At 64.8% G+C, this 14,351-nt stretch carries 14 protein-coding genes; 4 read left to right on the forward strand and 10 right to left on the reverse strand.

Annotated elements, in window-relative coordinates; translation table 11 throughout:
* From lspA to B0E49_RS02245, 3 genes are all read right to left on the reverse strand, one after another.
* A complete protein-coding gene (lspA, locus tag B0E49_RS02235) occupies positions 1–501 on the reverse strand; it encodes a signal peptidase II (protein ID WP_077560340.1) in 501 nt (166 codons plus the stop codon).
* A complete protein-coding gene (ileS, locus tag B0E49_RS02240) occupies positions 501–3,356 on the reverse strand; it encodes an isoleucine--tRNA ligase (protein WP_077560596.1) in 2,856 nt (951 codons plus the stop codon). The genes lspA and ileS overlap by 1 nt, the downstream gene beginning before the upstream one ends.
* Positions 3,357–3,468: 112 nt before the next feature.
* Positions 3,469–4,479 (reverse strand): bifunctional riboflavin kinase/FAD synthetase, encoded by a 1,011-nt coding sequence (locus B0E49_RS02245; RefSeq protein ID WP_077560341.1) that lies wholly within the window; start codon positions 4,477–4,479, stop codon positions 3,469–3,471.
* Positions 4,480–4,651: 172 nt separating this feature from the next.
* Here B0E49_RS02245 and B0E49_RS02250 point away from each other — a divergent pair, with 172 nt between their 5' ends.
* Positions 4,652–5,209: an HNH endonuclease gene (locus tag B0E49_RS02250; RefSeq protein WP_077560342.1), complete on the forward strand. Its 558-nt coding sequence runs from the start codon at positions 4,652–4,654 to the stop codon at positions 5,207–5,209.
* Positions 5,210–5,242: 33 nt separating this feature from the next.
* Here B0E49_RS02250 and B0E49_RS02255 read toward each other — a convergent pair whose 3' ends face one another.
* From B0E49_RS02255 to B0E49_RS02265, 3 genes are all read right to left on the reverse strand, one after another.
* The gene (locus B0E49_RS02255) at positions 5,243–6,625 is read right to left on the reverse strand and encodes an alpha/beta fold hydrolase (protein WP_077560597.1); all 1,383 of its coding nucleotides are present in this window, start codon (positions 6,623–6,625) and stop codon (positions 5,243–5,245) included.
* A 78-nt stretch (positions 6,626–6,703) separates the two neighbouring features.
* A complete protein-coding gene (locus tag B0E49_RS02260) occupies positions 6,704–7,819 on the reverse strand; it encodes an acyl-CoA dehydrogenase family protein (protein ID WP_077560343.1) in 1,116 nt (371 codons plus the stop codon).
* Between the two features lie 9 nt (positions 7,820–7,828).
* Entirely contained in the window at positions 7,829–9,007 is a 1,179-nt protein-coding gene (locus tag B0E49_RS02265; RefSeq protein WP_077560344.1) for an acyl-CoA dehydrogenase family protein, read from the reverse strand.
* A 197-nt stretch (positions 9,008–9,204) separates the two neighbouring features.
* On the opposite strand from B0E49_RS02265, the gene purN reads away from it, so the two are divergent.
* The gene (gene purN, locus B0E49_RS02270) at positions 9,205–9,786 is read left to right on the forward strand and encodes a phosphoribosylglycinamide formyltransferase (protein ID WP_077560598.1); all 582 of its coding nucleotides are present in this window, start codon (positions 9,205–9,207) and stop codon (positions 9,784–9,786) included.
* A 37-nt stretch (positions 9,787–9,823) separates the two neighbouring features.
* Here purN and B0E49_RS02275 read toward each other — a convergent pair whose 3' ends face one another.
* Positions 9,824–10,063: a DUF1653 domain-containing protein gene (locus B0E49_RS02275; RefSeq protein ID WP_077560599.1), complete on the reverse strand. Its 240-nt coding sequence runs from the start codon at positions 10,061–10,063 to the stop codon at positions 9,824–9,826.
* A 46-nt stretch (positions 10,064–10,109) separates the two neighbouring features.
* Between B0E49_RS02275 and B0E49_RS02280 the strand changes: the two genes are divergently transcribed.
* Both B0E49_RS02280 and B0E49_RS02285 read left to right on the forward strand, forming a co-directional pair.
* The gene (locus B0E49_RS02280; protein WP_077560345.1) at positions 10,110–11,381 is read left to right on the forward strand and encodes an RsmB/NOP family class I SAM-dependent RNA methyltransferase; all 1,272 of its coding nucleotides are present in this window, start codon (positions 10,110–10,112) and stop codon (positions 11,379–11,381) included.
* 128 nt (positions 11,382–11,509) lie between these two features.
* Positions 11,510–12,724, forward strand: a complete 1,215-nt coding sequence (locus B0E49_RS02285) for a DesA family fatty acid desaturase (RefSeq protein WP_077560346.1) — start codon at positions 11,510–11,512, stop codon at positions 12,722–12,724.
* A 120-nt stretch (positions 12,725–12,844) separates the two neighbouring features.
* On the opposite strand, the gene B0E49_RS02290 is transcribed toward B0E49_RS02285, so the two are convergent.
* The 3 genes from B0E49_RS02290 to rpmB form a co-directional block, all read right to left on the reverse strand.
* Positions 12,845–13,690 carry a DMT family transporter gene (locus tag B0E49_RS02290; RefSeq protein ID WP_077560347.1) on the reverse strand — a complete coding sequence of 282 codons (846 nt, stop codon included), beginning with the start codon at positions 13,688–13,690 and terminating at the stop codon, positions 12,845–12,847.
* A gap of 141 nt (positions 13,691–13,831) precedes the next feature.
* On the reverse strand, positions 13,832–14,002 hold the full coding sequence (rpmG, locus tag B0E49_RS02295; protein ID WP_048439087.1) for a 50S ribosomal protein L33: 171 nt from the start codon (positions 14,000–14,002) through the stop codon (positions 13,832–13,834).
* 23 nt (positions 14,003–14,025) lie between these two features.
* Complete coding sequence (gene rpmB, locus B0E49_RS02300) at positions 14,026–14,259, reverse strand: 50S ribosomal protein L28 (RefSeq protein ID WP_077560348.1); 234 nt, start codon at positions 14,257–14,259, stop codon at positions 14,026–14,028.
* Positions 14,260–14,351 lie beyond the last annotated feature (92 nt).

The raw sequence follows: 14,351 nt of genomic DNA on the forward strand, positions 1-14,351 counted from the left end.
CTAGCGGCCGCGTCGCACCCGGCGCAGCTCGTCGAGGATCAGGCAGGCCGCGCCCAGCGTGATGGCGCTGTCGGCCAGGTTGAAGGCCGGAAAGTGCGTGCCGTGCCAGTGAAAGTCCAGGAAATCGATCACGTAGCTGTGCAGCAGCCGGTCCACCACATTGCCCACGGCACCGCCCAGAATGCAGGCCAGCGCAAACGAAAACAGCTTCTGGCCCGCGTGCGAGCGCAGCAGCCACACGATCAGCAGCGCCGCCACCACGCCGATGGCGGTGAAGAACCAGCGCTGCCAGCCCGAGGCCGCCGCCAGGAACGAGAACGCCGCGCCGCTGTTATGCACCCGCACCACGTTGAAGAAGCTGGTCACCACCGTGCTGGCGCCGAGCTGGTAGTAGCCCAGGATCAGCACCTTGGTGAACTGGTCCAGGATCAGCACGGCGAGGGCCAGGCCCAGCCAGGGCAACAGGCTGCCGGAGGATTTGACGAAGCTGCTCTTGGCCATTACGCAAACTCCCGCACTTCACCCGCACCGAACAGGTTGCTGGTGCAGCGCGTGCACAGCGTCGGGTGCGCCGGGTCGTGGCCGACGTCGGCGCGGTAATGCCAGCAGCGCTCGCATTTGGTATCCAAACTGGCTGTAGCCCTTATCTGTAGTTCGCTAGCCGCTACCAAATCAATAGCGGATGTGATGAACACGAACTTCAGGTCGTCCCCGAGACTGGCGAGCAGCGCATGGTCGTCGGCATTCACGCCCAGGGACACATTGGCCTGCAAGGACGAACCCACCTGGCCCTCGGCGCGCAGGACTTCGATGTCCTTGTTCACCGCATCGCGCAGTTCGCGGATGCGCGACCATTTGGCCAGCAGACCGGCATCGGGTGCGGCCAGTTCGCTGTAGGTTTCCATGAAGATGGATTCGCTCTGGCCCGCGAACTTCCAGGCCTCCTCGGCGGTGAAGGAGAGGAACGGCGCCATCCAGCGCAGCATGGCCTGGGTGATGTGCCACAGCGCGGTTTGCGCACTGCGCCGCGCCAGCGACTTCGGGGCCGTGGTGTAGAGCCGGTCCTTCAGGATGTCGAGGTAGAACGAGCCCAGGTCTTCGCTGCAATAGATCTGCAGCTTGGACACCACCGGGTGGAATTCGTACACCTTGTAGTGCGCCAGGATGTCGGCCTGCAGCTGCGCGGCGCGGGCCAACGCGTAGCGATCGATCTCCAGCATCTGGTTCAGGGGCACCGCGTCGGTCGCGATGTCGAAGTCGCTGGTGTTGGCGAGCAGGAACTTCAGCGTGTTGCGCACGCGCCGGTAGGTGTCCACGACCCGCGCGAGGATTTTGTCGTCGCCGGCAATGTCGCCCGAGTAGTCGCTCGCGGCCACCCACAGGCGGATGATTTCGGCGCCGAGTTTTTTCGACACGTTCTGCGGGTCGATGCCGTTGCCGAGCGACTTGCTCATCTTGCGGCCCTGGCTGTCCACCGTGAAGCCGTGCGTCAAGAGGCCGCGGTAGGGCGCGCGGCCCTCCATCGCGCAGGCGATCAACAGCGACGCATGGAACCAGCCGCGGTGCTGGTCGTGGCCTTCCAGGTACAGGTCGGCCTCGGGGCCGCTCTCGTGGTGGTTGTCCGGATGCGTGCCACGCAGCACGTGGTAGAAGGTCGAGCCCGAGTCGAACCAGACCTCGAGGATGTCGGCGCTCTTGGTGTAGTGCGGCGCATCTTGCGCACCCAGGATCTCTTCGGCCGTCACGCGGCTCCAGGCCTCGATGCCGCCATGCTCGACGATGTCGGCGGCCTGGTCGAGGATCTCCATGGTGCGCGGGTGCAGCTCGCCCGAATCCTTGTGCAGGAAGAACGGGATCGGCACGCCCCAGCTGCGCTGGCGCGAGATGCACCAGTCGGGCCGGCCCGCGATCATGTCGCGCAGCCGCGCCTTGCCGTTTTCCGGGTAGAAACTGGTTTGCTCGATGGCGTCGAGCGCGGTCTGGCGCAGGGTCTTGGGCGCCTTGTCCTTGGTGAACACACCCACGCCTTCGTCCATGCGGATGAACCACTGGGCCGCGGCGCGGTAGATCACCGGCGTCTTGTGGCGCCAGCAGTGCGGGTAGCTGTGGCCGATGGTCGCGGTGGCGAGCAGGCGGCCGGCGTTCTGCAGTGCCTCGATGATGACCGGCACCGCTTTCCAGATGTTCTGCCCGCCGAACAGCGGAAAGTCGGGTGCGTACGAGCCGTTGCCCTGCACCGGATTCAGGATGTCGTCGTAGGCCAGGCCATGCGCGACGCAGGAGTTGAAGTCGTCCAGGCCGTAGGCCGGCGACGAGTGCACCAGGCCCGTGCCGTCGCTAGCGGTGGCGTAGTCGGCCAGATAGACGGGCGACAGGCGCCGGTAGCCCGCATTGGCGTCATACAGCGGGTGCTCGAATTCGAGGCCGCCGAGCTGTTTGCCCTGGACCGTCGCCAGCACCGTGCCGGCGAGGTGGTAGCGCTGCAGGCACTGCTCGACCAGCGAGGCGGCCAGGATCAGCAGGCCGCGCTCGGTATCCACCAGCGTGTAGTCGAGCTCGGGGTTCAGGTTGATCGCCTGGTTCGCGGGGATCGTCCAGGCGGTGGTGGTCCAGATGACGGCAAAGGCATCCTTCTCCAGCGCGGGGAGGCCGAACGCCGCCGCGAGCCTGGCCGGCTCGTGCGCCTTGAACGCCACGTCGATGGTCTGGCTCTTCTTGTCCGCGTATTCGATCTCGAACTCGGCCAGTGACGAGCCGCAATCGAAGCACCAGTACACCGGCTTGAGTCCGCGGTACACGAAGCCGCGCTCGATCACGCGCTTGAAGGCGCGCAGCTCGCCGGCCTCGTTGGCGAAGTCCATCGTCTTGTACGGGTGGTCCCATTCCCCCAGCACGCCCAGGCGCTGGAAATCAAGCATCTGCTGCGCAATCTGCTCGGTCGCGTAGGCGCGGCTTTTCGCCTGCATCTCGTCGCGGGAGAGATTCCGGCCGTATTTCTTCTCGATCGCGTTCTCGATCGGCAGCCCGTGGCAGTCCCAGCCTGGCACGTACAGCGCATCGAAGCCCTCGAGCTGGCGCGCCTTGGTGACCATGTCCTTGAGGATCTTGTTGACCGCGTGGCCCATGTGGATCTGGCCATTGGCGTAGGGCGGGCCGTCGTGCAGGATGAATTTCGGCGCGCCATGGCGCGCGTCGCGCAGGCGCTGGTACAGGCCCTGCTCGTTCCATTCCCGGGCCCAGCCCGGCTCGCGCTTGGGCAGGTCGCCGCGCATCGGGAATGGGGTGTCGGGCAGGTTCAGCGTGCTGCGGTAATCGGTTTTGGCAACGGGGTCAGCGGCGGGAGTGGTATCGGTCATGGCCATGCCTTAATGAACTTGTCGTTCCGGCGCACGGGCCGGAATCCTGAAAAGGGGTTGCGCGAGGGGGCTTGCGGGGCTTGCGAAATAGCCATTCGCAATGGCGGCGGCGTCAAATTCGGTCGCGCGTGGTCTGGCGATGGGTTTGCCCGTGCATCGACGCGAAAAACGCACGCGCGTCCAGGCAGTCCCGGGCGATGCCTGCCTTCAGGGCACCAAGACCTTCGTACTTCAGTTCGTCATGCAGTTTGTGCAGCAGCTCCACCCGGATGATTTTACCGTACGCACCCTCAAGGCCCAGGGCGGCGGGCCAGTCCAGGCAATGCGTCTCCAGCAGCACGCGTCCGCCGTTCACGTCAAGCGGGTCCAGTGACGGGCGAATCCCCAGGTTCGCCACGCCGGGCAGTGGCTGCCCGGACAGGCCATGGACCTGCACCGCAAAGATCCCGCTGGCCGCCGGCTTCCAGTGCGCAAAGCGCAAATTCAGGGTCGGAAAGCCCAGGTCGCGCCCGAGCTTGCGCCCGTGCACCACATGGCCGCTGATGCTGTAGGGGCGCCCGAGCAGGGCCGCGGCATCCATCATGCGGCCCTGGCCCAGCGCCTCGCGCACCGCGGAGCTGGACACGCGCAGGCCGTGTACCTCGTAGCTGTTCATGCGCGCCACGTCGAAACCGCCCGCGGCGCCGGCGGCATCCAGCATGGCGTAGTCCCCCGCGCGCTTGGCGCCGAAGCGGAAATCGTCGCCCACCAGCACATATTTGGCGCCCAGGCCGCGCACCAGCACATCATCGATAAAGGCCTGTGGCGGCAGGGAGGCGAGCCGCGCGTCGAACCGCATCACCACGGTCTGGTCGACGCCGCAGCGCGCCAGTTCGGTGAGCTTGTCGCGCAGGGTGCCGATGCGCGCCGGCGCCAGCTCGGGTTTGTGCGCCAGGGCGGCGAAGTAGTCGCGCGGATGCGGCTCGAAAGTCATCACGCAGCTGGGCACGCCGCGGTGCCGCGCCTCGTTGCTCAAGAGCGCCAGCATGGCCTGGTGGCCGCGGTGCATGCCATCGAAGTTGCCGATCGTCAGTGCGCAGGCGGTGGAGATGCCGGGGTAATTGAAACCACGAAAAATCAGCATGGCGTGTTATCTTTTTGATAGCAGATCGCGCCCGTCGAACATGGGCCTGACGCTAAATTGTCATGAAAAGAGTATATTGTGACTCAGCCGGGTCGCCGCCGTCGTGCCGCGATCGACTTGAAAACGCATCGCTGCGTGCCAGTAGTTTTTTAACTGTTGTTGGAGGCGTGTTTTGAAGGTCTTGAAGCTGTCAGCTCAGGGGTTGCCCCAGTCGTGGATTTCACTGGAACAGGCAGTGATTCACTATGCCGCCCAGGAAGTGCGCTGGGAGGTGGGGGGCGAGGTGGCCGTGTTCCGCGGTGGCCACAACGCGGTCTCGGGCGAGCAGTCGATCATCACCGTCAACAGCATCATCGGCACCCGGGGCGTGCCCAACATCAACCCATTCCACCTCAAGCCCGGCCTGACCAACAGCAAGCTGTTTGCGCGCGACCGCAACATCTGCGCCTATTGCGGCAACCAGTTTCATGAAGAAGAGCTGACGCGCGAGCACATCATCCCGTTCGCGCAGAACGGCGTCGACAAGTGGATGAACGTGGTCACCGCCTGCCGCGCCTGCAACCACCGCAAGAGCAGCCGCACGCCCGAGCAGGCCCACATGCCGCTGCTCTACACCCCGTACGTGCCCAGCCTGTGGGAAGACTTCATCCTGCGCAACCGCCGGATTCTGGCGGACCAGATGGAGTTCCTGATGGCGCATCTGCCCAAGACCTCGCGCCTGTACAGTTGACGCGCCGGGCGCGCCCGGCGTCCTGCGCCGTCTTCAGTTCGTCAGTTCCAGCACCACCGCATTGTTCCCGGCCGCGGGCCAGGTACGCCCGGTGATCCGCTCGCCGTTGAATTCGGCCGTGATGGCACGGATGCCCGCCGGGGCGGTCTTGAGGGTCGAACTCGAAACACCAGCGACGCCGGCGGGCGGCACCCCGGGTGGGGGCGTCTGGCCGTCGAAGCTGATTTTGTCGCGCACGGCATCGAAATAGCCGCGTGGACGCGTCAGCGTGACGACCGAGCCGGCGCCCTGGTCGCCGGCCTTCAGTCGCTCCGGGTGCATGTCCACGATGCGGCTCGAGCGGGGGAACGGGCTGCGGTAAATGTGCGTGGTGGCGTAGCCCGGTGCGCTGATGACGAACTCATACGGCACACCGGCTTGTGCCTTGAACGGGCCCCACAACCCGTCGGCGGCGATGGTCTGGCTGAGCACGGCAGCGCCGATGCGCTCGCCCGTGGCCGGGTCGGTCGCATACACCGCCAGCTGCGCACCGGCCAACGGCAGGTTGTTGCTGAAGTCGCCGGAGGCGGGGTCGCTGGACTGCACACCCAGGCCGGTGACCTTGCCACCCAGCACGGGCGCCGCCTCGGGCACGATGGCCAGCGTGCGGGGCGCGTGGCCGGTGATGAAGGTGTACATGGCGCCGAAGGCCGCTTGCGAAAACGCGGTTTCGCGATGGTCGACACGCGGAATCACCACATTGGTCGCCCCCTTGAGCGCCGGGCCCTCGAACGTCACATTGGTGGGCTTGCCCTTGGCGCCGATCCACAGGCCGTCGGGCTGGGCGTACTTGTCGTTATTGTCGGAGCGGATCGTCAGCCATTTCACGCCAGGCGTGACTTCATCGCCGTTCGGACCCTTGGGCGCATTGAGCCCGGTGAGGAATGGCCCGGTGCCCGAGAATTCGTTGCCTTCGTTGAAGCCCTTGATGGCCCAGACGCCGTGGTTGGGCGTGCCGCCCAGGATGGCCTGACTCACGGTTTTGTCACCACCGCCGTTCCGGATGTAATTGCGAATGGCGTTGCCGCCGCGCGAGTTGCCCACCAGCACCACCTGGCTGGCCCCGGTCGCCCGGCGCACCTGGTCGACCGCGGCGCTCAGGTACGCCATGTTCTCCGCGGTTGACGAGCGTCCGGCCTGTGGCTTGCTGTCGTCGTCGCGCGCCAGCGGGTAGGGCACATCGATGGCATGCAGGCGATTGGCCGGCCAGCCGTTCGACTCGAAGCGCCAGATCGTGGTCTGCCAGAGCGCGGCGCTGTCGCCGTTGCCATGCACGAAGACGATGGGCGGGGCTTCCTGCAAGCTGGGCCCGGTGGCGCAGCCGGCCAGCAGCACGGTGCTGGTCATCAACCCGAGGAACAGGCGACGGGTGGTCATCATGGCGTTCTCCAGTTCGAATAAAAAAGCCCGCAAGTCCAGGACCTGCGGGCATTGTTTGCTATCAATGGCGAAGCGTCATGCGAATACGCCGGCCTTGTCCTGCATGCGCTGCGAGACCTCGCCCAGGTGGTGCAGGGTGTCGCCAAAGGTCATCTCCATCTGCGTGAGCCGCTTGAAGTAGTGGCTCACGATGTACTCGTCGGTCACGCCGATGCCGCCGTGCAGCTGCACCGCCTGCTGGCCGACAAAGCGCATCGACACGCCCAGTTGGTACTTGGCGCGCGCCAGCGCGCGGCGCCGTTCCTCGGTGGGGGCGTTGAGCTTGAGCGCGGCGTAGTAGCTCATGGAGCGCGCCAGCTCCAGCTGCATTTTCATGTCGGCAACACGGTGCCGCAGCGCCTGGAAGCTGCCGATGAACACGCCGAACTGCTTGCGCGTGTTCAGGTACTCGGCCGTGATCGCCATCGTCTTGTCCATCACGCCCACGCCTTCGGCGCAGGTGGCGGCGATGCCGATGTCGACCGCGTGTTCCAGTGCGCTCAAGCCGTCGAGCGTGATCAGGCTGGCCGGGGCATCCTCGAGGGTGATCTCGGCGGCGCGGCCACCATCCTGCGTGCCGTAGCCGCGGGTGCTGACGCCGGCGGCGCTGCGCTCCACCAGGAACAGCGCCAGCTTGCCGTCCACGGTAGCGGGCACGATGAAAGCGTCGGCCTGGTCGCCCACGGATACTATGCTTTTGCTAGCGCTCACCGTCCATCCGGTGCCGGCTTGCGCCGCTTTGGCCGCGCAGACATCGAGCTGGTAGCGGGCCGCGCGCTCCTGTTGCGCCAGCACGACCAGCGCTTCGCCGCTGGCAATCCTGGGCAGCCACGCGGCCTTGACGGCTTCGGGGGCGTAGCCCGAGAGCACGCCGCCGGCGATCAGCGTCTGCACCAGCGGCTCCAGCACGATGCCGCGCCCGAGCTCCTCCATCACCACCATGCCCTCGACCGGGCCCATGCCCAGGCCGTCATGGGCTTCGGGGATGTACAGGCCGGCCAGGCCGAGTTGCGCGAGTTCGGTATAGGCCTCGCGCGAGAAGCCGCCGGCGCGGACGATGCCCTGGCGGCGCTCGAAGCTGTAACCCTTGTCCACCCATTTGCGCACCGCGTCGCGCAGATGTTCCTGGTCGTCCGTGAAATCAAAGTCCATTTTTGTTCCTTAACCGAGTACTGTCTGAGCGACGATATTTCGTTGCACTTCGTTGCTGCCGCCGTAGATGGTGGTCTTGCGCAGGTTGAAGTAGGTCGAGGCCAGCGGCGCGCAGTGGGCGGCGCCCACGTAGTCGCCCTGCCAGCCGGCTTCCATCGCCTCATGAATGAGGGGCAGGCTGTAGGGGCCGGCGGCCAGCATCATGAGTTCGCTGTAGCGCTGCTGGATTTCGCTGCCGCGGATCTTGAGCAGGCCCGCCACGTCGAGCGAATTCTTGCCCGACTTCTCGGCCGACAGCACGCGCAGCACCATCATCTCCAGCGCCACCACATCGACCTCGAGCTTGGCGATCTCGTCGCGGAAGCGGGTGTCTTCATACACGCCCTCGGCCTTGGCGATGCGCTTGAGGCGCTCGAGTTCGCGCTTGGCCCGGTTTACGTCGGCGATGTTGGTGCGTTCGTGGCTCAGCAGGTGCTTGGCGTAGGTCCAGCCCTTGTTCTCCTCGCCGATCAGGTTCTCGGCCGGCACTTCGACGTTGTCGAACCAGACCTCGTTGACCTCGGCCTCGCCGTCCAGCAGCACGATGGGGCGCACCGTCACGCCGGGCGACTTCATGTCGATCAGCAGAAAACTGATGCCGGTTTGCGGCTTGCCCTCGGTGCTGGTGCGCACCAGGCAGAAAATCCATTCGCCGTACTGGCCCAGGGTGGTCCAGGTTTTCTGGCCGTTGACGATGTATTTGTCGCCTTGGCGCTCGGCCCGGGTCTTGACGGAGGCGAGGTCGGAGCCCGAGCCCGGCTCGCTGTAGCCCTGGCTCCACCAGACCTCGCCGCTGGCAATGCCGGGCAGGAAGCGCTTTTGCTGCTCGGCATTGCCGAAGGTCATGATCACGGGCGCCACCATCACCGGGCCGAACGGCACCACGCGCGGCGCACCGGCCAGCGCGCATTCTTCCTCGAACAAATGTTTTTGCACCGCGTTCCAGCCCGGGCCGCCGAACTGCGTGGGCCAGCCCCAGCCGAGCCAGCCTTTCTTGCCCAGGATCTTGGCCCAGCGCTGCATGTCGTCGCGCGACAGGCGCAGGGAGTTGTGCACCTTGTGCGAGATGTCGGGAGGCAGGTTCGCGTGCACCCAGCTGCGGATGTCTTCGCGAAACTTCTGTTCTTCGGGGGTAAAGGCCAAATCCATTCGATAAATCTCCAGTGAATGCCGGGCAGAATTGCCGTTTTTAGCACGACCGTTCGATTGCTTCTGTCCAAGTGGCGACAAGCCCGGCGGCAGGCATAGTTTTGCACGCTTTGCAGGTGCTGCGCCAGCACGTTTTCCTGTCGGCCCCCAACCGGGTGGACAAGCGCGTCCGGGTGAGCCCGATAATTCCGCCAACTATGAAAAACATTGTGATTTTGATCTCGGGCGAGGGCTCCAACATGGCGGCCATCGTGCGGGCGGCCCGGCGTGACGGCTGGCAGGGGAAATGGGGCGCCCGTGTGGCGGCCGTCATCAGCAACAAGGCCACGGCCAGGGGCCTGGTCTTCGCGCGCGAGCAGGGCCTTGCGGCCGAGGTGGTCGAGCACACCGTGCATCCGTCGCGCGAGGCGTTCGACGCCGCACTGGCCGCGGCCATCGAGCGCCATCAGCCGGCGCTGGTGGTGCTGGCCGGTTTCATGCGCATCCTGACGCCGGATTTCGTCAGTCGCTACGAGGGGCGGCTGCTCAACATCCACCCCTCGCTGTTGCCAGCCTTCCCGGGCTTGCACACGCACCAGCGCGCGATCGAGGCCGGCTGCCAGGTGGCCGGGGCCACCGTGCATCAGGTGACGGCGGAACTGGACCACGGTCCGATCCTGGCGCAGGCCGTGGTGCCGCTGCTGCCGCACGACACGCCCGAGACGCTGGCCGCGCGGGTTCGCACCCAGGAGCACCTGCTCTACCCGCGCGCAATCGCGCAGTTGCTTCCAAATTTATAGCTGACAGCGAATAGCCAGCAAGGGATACAGGCACTTTTCATTCGTAAACCCGGGTGAATCGGGGTTGTGCCACGCCGTCGATTACGATGTCTTCGTTGAACATCGCCGCGGGCCGCACCCACAGGCCGTGCTCGCCGTAGAGCGCGCGGTACAGCGTCAGGGGCTCCAGTGTTTCGCTGTGGCGTGCGGTGCCGACGACCTCGTACAAGTGGCCCTTGTAGTGGCGGTAGCGCCCGGGCGGCGTGGTGATCAGCGGCGGCAGGGATTCTTCGGACATGATGGGCAACGGGTGAAAAAAGACATGCATGGGACAATCGCAGGCTATGCATCCTAAAGCCCTGCTTGATGCCTGCTCTGAACTCGTCAGGCTGACCCTCAAATTCGATCACCCGGCCGACTCCATCGTGTCGCGCTTTTTCCGCGACCACAAGGAGTTTGGCCCGCGCGAGCGCGCCACGCTGGCCGAGACGGTCTATACCGTGCTGCGCAAGAAGCTGTTGTTCGACCACTTGGCGCCCTCGGGCAGCGGTCCCAAGGAGCGCCGGCTGGCGATTCTGGGTTTCCACGGCCCGCGCGATTTTCTCAAGAGTGCCCTCACAGACCAGGAGAAAAACTGGCTCGACCAGTGCGACCAGATCAATGTCGCTGACTTGATGGAGCGGCACCGCCACAACCTGCCCGAGTGGCTGGTGCAGCCGCTGCGCGAGCAGCTGGGGGACGAGTTCTGGCCGCTGGTGGACAGCCTGAACAAAAGCGCGGGACTCGATTTGCGCGTCAATGCCTTGACCGACAAGCGGCCCGAAGTGCAAAAGGAACTGGCCAAGGCCGGCATCAAATCTGTGGCGACGCCGTACTCGCCCTGGGGCCTGCGGCTGGACAGCAAGCCCGCGCTGACCAAGGTGGAGGCCTTTGCGCGCGGCGCGATCGAGGTGCAGGACGAAGGCTCGCAGTTGCTGGCGCTGCTGCTGGACGCCAAGCGCGGCGAAATGGTGGTGGATTTTTGCGCCGGCGCGGGCGGCAAGACACTGGCTATTGGCGCGTGCATGCGCAACACCGGACGGCTGTATGCGTTCGACACCTCGGCGCACCGGCTCGATGCGCTCAAGCCGCGGCTGGCACGCAGCGGGCTGTCCAACGTGCATCCGGCGGCCATCGCGCACGAGCGCGACGAGCGCATCAAGCGCCTGGCCGGCAAGATCGACCGCGTGCTGGTCGATGCGCCGTGCTCCGGCCTGGGCACGCTGCGCCGCAATCCCGACCTCAAATGGCGCCAGTCGCCCCAGTCGGTGGCGGAGATGGTGGTCAAGCAGGCGGCGATTTTGCAAAGTGCCGCCCGGCTGCTCAAGCCCGGCGGACGGCTGGTGTACGCCACCTGCAGTGTGCTGCCGCAGGAAAACGAGGCGATTGCCCAGGCGTTTACCGCGGCAAACAGTGAGTTCACTCCACTGGACGTGGGGGAACTCCTGTCCAATCTGAAGGTCGAAAACGCCGTGAGCCTGTGCAGTGGTCCTGCCCGCGGCACCGAATACCTGCGGTTGTGGCCGCATCGGCATGGAACAGACGGCTTCTTTGCCGCCGTTTGGGTGAAAAATTAGCCCAAAAGCCCCGATATTTGCAAGAGTGCCGGGTCTCAATATCTATTTTTCTTGCGCCATCATAAAATGAGAGGCTTTTATTTAGGCGAATGACGCCTGCAAAAAGCTCATTGAAAAGGCTTGTTGAAATGTTATTACCTGACTGGTCCGTGCTGAACGCGGGCATCGATTGGCTCGCGAACGGGCTGTGGAACCTGTCCTGGTGGGAAATCGTGCTGTACACGCTAGCGACCACCCACATCACGATCGCCAGCGTGACGATCTACCTGCACCGCCATCAGGCGCACCGCGCCCTCGATCTGCACGCGATTCCAGCGCATTTTTTCCGCTTCTGGCTCTGGTTGGCGACTGGGCAGGTCACCAAGGAGTGGGTCTCGATCCACCGCAAGCACCACGCCAAATGCGAAACCATCGACGATCCGCACAGCCCGCAGTCGCACGGCATCAAGAAGGTGTTCTGGCAGGGTGCCGAGTTGTACCGCGCCGAGTCCAAAAACCAGGAAACCCTGAGCAAGTACAGCCAGGGCTGCCCGAACGACTGGCTCGAGCGCAACGTGTACACGCGCTACAGCTGGCAAGGCGTGGGCCTGATGATGATCATCGACCTGGCGCTGTTTGGCGCCGCCGGCCTGACCGTGTGGGCGGTGCAGATGGTCTGGATCCCGTTCTGGGCCGCTGGCGTGGTCAATGGCGTGGGGCACTTCTGGGGCTATCGCAATTTCGAGGCGCCGGATGCCAGCACCAATGTGTCGCCCTGGGGCATCATCATTGGTGGTGAAGAGCTGCACAACAACCACCACACCTATCCGACGTCGGCCAAGTTCTCGGTCAAACCCTACGAATTCGACATCGGCTGGGGCTATATCAGGTTGCTGGAAAAGGCCGGCCTGGCCCGTGTCAAGAAGACCGTTCCCAGGCTGCAGCTCGGCGCCATCCAGCCGGTGGCCAACGAGAAGACGCTCGAAGCGCTGATCGCCCACCGCTACGAGGTGATGGCGGGCTACGCGCGCGACCTGCGCCGTGCCTGCAAGGCCGAAATTGCGGCGCTCAAGGCCAGGCAGGGCGATGTATCGGAGCTGGAGTCCGCCCGGCGCTGGCTGCACCGCGACGCCGACAAGGTGCCCGCTGGCGCCGTGCCGCAACTGGCCCAGGCCCGCGCCGCGCACCCGGTGCTGGACAAGATGGTGACCATGCGCGAAGAGCTGCGCCAGCTGTGGCTGAATACCTCGCAGTCGCGCGAGCAACTGGCCGCTGATCTTGCGGCCTGGTGTCACCGCGCCGAGGAAAGCGGCATTGCTGCCTTGAGAGAGTTTTCCATCAAGCTGCGCGCCGTGCGTGCCTGATGCTTCGGGGTCAACGCCCCCGGTCGCCTCAAAAAGCCTGCAGCCGCGGGCTTTTTTTGTGCACCGCGCGCGCCAGGGTGACATGCCGTGCGGCGCACACGCCGCTGCACTTGGGTCGCGTCACCGGCTTTTGCGCTTGTCGAAAATCACCAGGGCGATTCCCCCAAGAATGACGACGGACGCAACGAGCAGGCGTAGCGTCATGGATTCGCCGAGCAGCACGATGGCGCCCCCGGCGGCGATGACGGGCACACTGAGCTGGACGCTGGCCGCGCTGGTCGCCTTGAGCCCACGCAATGCGGTATACCAAATGGCGTAGCCCACACCGGACGCAAAGGCGCCTGACGCGATGGCATAGCCGATTCCCCAACTGTCCAGCGAGGTCCGCGCCAGCATCGCCGCGCTCAAGCCCACCGCAAAACCCCCGCAGCGCAGGAAATTCCCCGCGGTCACGCGGATCGGGTCCTGGGTGCCCCTGCCGCGCAAGGAGTAGATACCCCAAGCCACGCCGGCGGCCAGCATGAGCGTGGCCTCACGGAGCGGCGGAGCCGACAGCCCGGGCAGCAGAAGTCCCACCAGCCCGCCAAACGCGAGCACCAGACCCGTGATCTGCCGCGCCGACAGGTGTTCACCGATCCACAGTCCATAGCCGATCATCGTGACCTGCACGGCGCCAAACAGCAGCAGTGCGCCTGTTGCGGCCGGCAGACCGACATAGGCAAACGAGAAACAGGCTGCATAGCAAAAAAGTGCAAACGCCGAGGGCCAATTCCCCGATGTGCCGGGTGCGCCGCCGCGGATTCGCACGATCAGCCACAGCGCCAGGGCGCCGGAGAGAATGCGAATGGATGTGAAGCTGGCCGCGTCAATGCCGGTGTTCTTCAGGGCCAGCCGACACAGCAGGGAGTTGCCTGCGAAAGCCGTCATGGCCACGCATGTCAGGGTCAATACCCGCGCATGTGACATTGGAAAACGGCCCGACAAGTTGAACTTGGGGGTAGTCTAGGGCCGATCCGGCGCGCGCCGCAAGCCGATGGCACCCGTGAGCTGCTGCAGCAAAAAGAAAAGCCCGCAACAGCGGGCTTTTCATGGGAGAGGCAAGCCGAATTACTTCAGCTTGATCTCCTTGTATTCCACATGCTTGCGAGCCTTGGGATCAAACTTCATGATCGCCATTTTCTCGGGCATGGTTTTCTTGTTCTTGCTGGTGGTGTAGAAGTGACCGGTACCGGCCGTCGATTCCAGCTTGATTTTTTCGCGTCCGCCTTTGCTTGCCATGATGCTGCTCCAGTAATGTGGGTTTAGGCCTGGCCGCGTGCGCGCAGGTCGGCGAGCACGGAGTCAATACCATTTTTGTCGATCAGGCGCAGACCGGCATTCGAGATGCGCAGACGAATCCAGCGGTTCTCGGTCTCGACCCAGAAACGGCGGTATTGCAGGTTCGGCAGGAACCGGCGCTTGGTTTTGTTGTTGGCGTGGGAAACATTGTTCCCGACCATCGGGCCTTTGCCCGTGACTTCACATACGCGTGCCATGAGGACACTCCGATACTTTTCAACGGCCGTCACTTGATTGTGAAGGCCTCACCTCGCCAATGAGAGGGTGGCGGTAACCCGATTTGCTGCCT

Source organism: Polaromonas sp. C04, from assembly GCF_002002705.1.
Lineage (GTDB): Bacteria > Pseudomonadota > Gammaproteobacteria > Burkholderiales > Burkholderiaceae_C > Rhodoferax_A.